This window comes from Borrelia crocidurae, from assembly GCF_000825665.2.
Classification (GTDB): Bacteria; Spirochaetota; Spirochaetia; order Borreliales; family Borreliaceae; genus Borrelia; species Borrelia duttonii.
Genome location: NZ_LN609267.1, coordinates 368,433 through 372,548 on the forward strand (window position 1 = coordinate 368,433; position 4,116 = coordinate 372,548).

The window sequence follows — 4,116 nt, forward strand, 5'->3', positions numbered from 1 at the left end:
CTTGACATGGTGTATCTGCGTCTCTTTTATAGATGTGAACGAACTTACATTGCATAAAAATTTTACGGAAAAATATAAATATTTAAATTTAGAGACGATACTACTACAACAAAAAACTATTTTAATTGCAGGTTTAACCAACTTAGCATATTACAATAAACTAAATCAGAATATTAAAGACAAAATTAATTTTTCATATTTAACAAATAAAGAAAAAAAATCATCGATATGTAATATAAACTTTATGGGTGTTAAAGAAACATCACAACCTATAGCAAAATTTATTCGATGGATATTAAATCAAAAAATACAACAATCATTAATCACACTTAAAGATAAAGCAAAATTTAATGAACATTTTGGATTGATTAATGGATTTACACCATATAAAGGATTGAACTTAAAATTAAAACATGTAATTAAAGAAATCCCACAATTTATTATAAATGAAAATTATATGAATAAAGATTCATATATTCTTAATAAAGAACAAATAGAAAAAGAAAACAACATAATTAATGAATTAATGTTATCTAACATCAAAAATGCAAATTCTTCATAAAGACGGTATATCTTTTTTATAATTGACAAGCATTACGTACAATACAATAAGGAATAAAAAGGAAAAAATTAAAATAAAAGATATGTATATATTACCAGACAAGTGCATAAAGAGTGCTATTAAAGTTAACAACAAATAATTTATCAAAAGAGATACAATACCTGAAAAAATAGCTACTACTATAGATACAAGAAATACCATAAATTTTAAATCAAACTCAAAATCCACTTTAGAAGCTACAGCGATAAATAGAACACCCAAAAAAACTAATAAAATAGGACTTATCATTAAGAAAAGACTTGAGGAAAAAATACCTATCAATCTTAAATTGAACGTTTTAATTTGGTTAAAAGCACTGATTAAAACTTGAATAGGTAAAAAAATACTACCTTTAACAGAATTTGCAAATAAATGTAAATTATCAACATTATTATTAAGATCAATGATTTTTATATCACTTAAGTCAAAATCTTTAAGCAATACAAAAACTCTAGTAGCAGTAATATCACTATTTTCACTTTTTTTATCTAAAACATTTTGATAAACCGTATTGCCCTTAAGAGTAGCAAATGGGACTTTTATATGTAATATAACTTTACCTAAACTATCAAACCTAATAAGTTCAAAATTTTTAATCATTTTAGTATAAGAAAAAACAGTATTTACAACCTTTTGCATATAAATATAATCATATGTACCATCACCAGAATTGCCCTGAACTAAAAATACATCATTGATGCCATAATGTTCATAATATTTTTCAATCTCATCAAAAAAGAAATAATGAATTTTAAGTTTATCTAAAGACTTATTCTTATAACTTAAAATCTCATTATCATTTGGAAACAAATTATGAAGCTTTAAAAAACCATAATATGCTGGTTTAAATTTCTCTGTATTTAGATATAAAAAATTCCTCTGTTTCTCTTCAAAAATCGAAGCTTCTCTTTCAAGTTCAATATTTTTATACTCATTAATAGCTTTAAAAGTTAAATCTAAAAGCGCAGAAAATTCATCATCTTTGGTTGCAAAAAATCCTATATAAGCAAAATAATTAGCCGTAGCATAATCACCCTTATCAATAAATCCATTAATAATATCCTGAAAATCTCTTTTGCTCAAACTTTTTATTAAATACATTTTAAGAGTCTTTCGAACTTTTTCTAAATCAACACCATAAAGAGGCATTCTATCATATTCAGATCTGGCCAAATAATAATTAATAGAAAGTTCATCATTATCAGAAATAAGCCTCATTTTTTCATACATCCTAAGCAATTCCTCAAGATATTTCTTTTTCTGCTTAAAAACCTCTACCAATTCATTGACATCAAGTGTCTTATTTGAAGATAAATTTATATCGATATTTTTAAGCTCATTCATTATTGTAGTTGTCTGCTCTGCAAGAAGATTATATCTCTCATAATTATATTTATATTCATTTCTCTGAGAAAGAATATAAGACATAATAGAATTAAAAATTAATACAAAAACAATACCTATTACAAAAAATAAAAACATAAAAGGATAAAATTTTTTAAACAAATATCCTTTATATCCCTTAAAATAAAGCCGTGTTTCTGGTTTCGCTAAAAAAATAAAATAAATCAAAACAAAAAAAATAAAAAAACCATTAAAATTATGATATACACTCAAAACAGTATCAAAAAATGTAGCTACTAATATATGTTTTTCTAAATAGGCAACTCCAAAAAAATATGTATAACAAAAAACCAAAGCAACAAATAAAAATAGAAAAACAATAAAATTACTTAAAAATGTAAACAATTCTTTTTTCATATCTAACAAATTAATTAATGTAACGTATTATTATCAAATCCTTCATTCACTTTAATATATTTAAAAAGAAAACCAATCAAATAAGTAGAACAAAATGTAAGTACACAAAAAATGAAAGTAAGATAATTAGATATTACATTTTCACCCATAATTAAATCTAAACTCTCCGGAAATTCAATTGCATAAATATTATAAACTTTAAAAAACAGTATGACAAAAATAGGATAAAGGAATAAAGACAAACTATTGAGAAATATAAAATTAAAAATATAAGAAAACGAAAATAAAAGCAAAACAAATCCAAATATATTCAATATCAAACCAAAAGATTCTAAAGAAAGTAAAAAATTATTAAAAATGTCTAAATCATTAAAAATATAACCAACTAAATCACTATAAAGCTTTTGAGTAAAAAATGCATTTTCATTAAAATTCGCCACATCAGATTCAGAAAATCCTGAATTATATGAAAAAGATTTAAAATCCTCATCATCAAACTCATTATCTGCAATTTTTAAAACACCTTTAAAGCCAAATGATTTAATATCATTACTATAAAAAACTATTTGATCATCAAAAAAATGAACAGTATCATCTTTAATTATCTTCTCATCCCTGTTATGTAAATCAAAAAAGATAGTATTAAAATTAACAGAAGCTAAAAATCCAAAATAAGACAAAAACAATATAAAAATAAAGACAACAATATATAAAATCCCAGAAACTCTGAATGTAGTCATACTAAAAGGATAAGCAATTCTCATAAAAGTAACAACTAAAGATAAAGGAAAAGCATAAAGATAAGCATCATAATAAAGTTCAAAACTTAAAACAGAAAGATCTACATGTAGGAATGTGTACTTCAAGTAAGATGTACAAACAAAAACAAACGAAAAGAGAAAAAACATAAAAATAAATCTACAAGATATTAAGGATATAAACCTTACAATATTTAACATATATGTTCCTACAAGTGATATACAATCTAATCTAAGACTGCCCCCCAGAGAGAACTTCTCTAATCTTTTCTTTGGCTTCTTCAAAACTAATTTGCAAAGCTAAACTAATCTCATGTTGTAAAATTAATTCAAAATCATTTAAAATTCTCTTTTCATAAAAAGGCAACTCTTTTTGCATAGATTTTACATACAAAAATTTATATAACTTAGCAGTACTTAATATATCACTCTGCTTATAAAAATCATGACTACCATCTTTGATCTTTTTTTGATCTATTTGCCCCTCAAAATCCTTAATAATATCAAAAACTTCTTCTACCTTTTCTTTACTAACCAAAGCTCTAATTCCAAGATCTGCCGCTCTAGCTACTGGAACCATGAAAGTCATCTCATTAAATGGAAAATATATTTCATAATAATCAATAAATTCACCATTAAATTCCTTATTCTGAATATTTTTTATTTTGCCTACTCCCTGCATTGGATACACTACAGCCTGATCTAATACAAATGACATTTCTTTACCTCATTAAACTTGTAAACAATTAAAACCAAAAGAAATCACAAAAACACAGTTAAATTTGTTCTAATTCCAAATTTATTGACATAAAACAAATTTTCAAGATAATTACTATTACAAAAACTTATTATCATACTAGGAGTAAGTTTATTAATATTAGCAAAAAACATTTCCTTATTTCTCTTAACAGCCCTCAAGTCATAGTAACCAATAAAGTTAATTTCTTTATGCGACTCTTTTAATCTTAAAAAATTTTTTTTAGAAATTATTTTATC

Annotated in this window: 3 protein-coding genes and 2 pseudogenes; 1 reads left to right on the forward strand and 4 read right to left on the reverse strand. The window is 23.9% G+C overall.

What is annotated here, in order from left to right; genetic code table 11:
• Window positions 1–562 (forward strand): annotated as a pseudogene (locus tag BN1173_RS04545) (hypothetical protein); the annotation flags it as partial.
• On the opposite strand, the gene BN1173_RS01795 reads toward BN1173_RS04545, so the two are convergent.
• From BN1173_RS01795 to BN1173_RS04550, 4 genes and pseudogenes are all read right to left on the reverse strand, one after another.
• Window positions 557–2,362, reverse strand: a complete 1,806-nt coding sequence (locus BN1173_RS01795; protein ID WP_014696226.1) for a hypothetical protein — start codon at window positions 2,360–2,362, stop codon at window positions 557–559. The pseudogene BN1173_RS04545 and the gene BN1173_RS01795 sit on opposite strands and share 6 nt — an antisense overlap.
• A 14-nt stretch (window positions 2,363–2,376) precedes the next feature.
• Window positions 2,377–3,321 (reverse strand): hypothetical protein, encoded by a 945-nt coding sequence (locus BN1173_RS01800; protein ID WP_040236252.1) that lies wholly within the window; start codon window positions 3,319–3,321, stop codon window positions 2,377–2,379.
• A gap of 31 nt (window positions 3,322–3,352) precedes the next feature.
• Window positions 3,353–3,838, reverse strand: coding sequence for a CarD family transcriptional regulator (locus BN1173_RS01805; RefSeq protein WP_012538116.1), 486 nt, complete (start codon window positions 3,836–3,838; stop codon window positions 3,353–3,355).
• Window positions 3,839–3,882: 44 nt separating this feature from the next.
• Window positions 3,883–4,116, reverse strand: a pseudogene (locus BN1173_RS04550) (hypothetical protein); the annotation flags it as partial.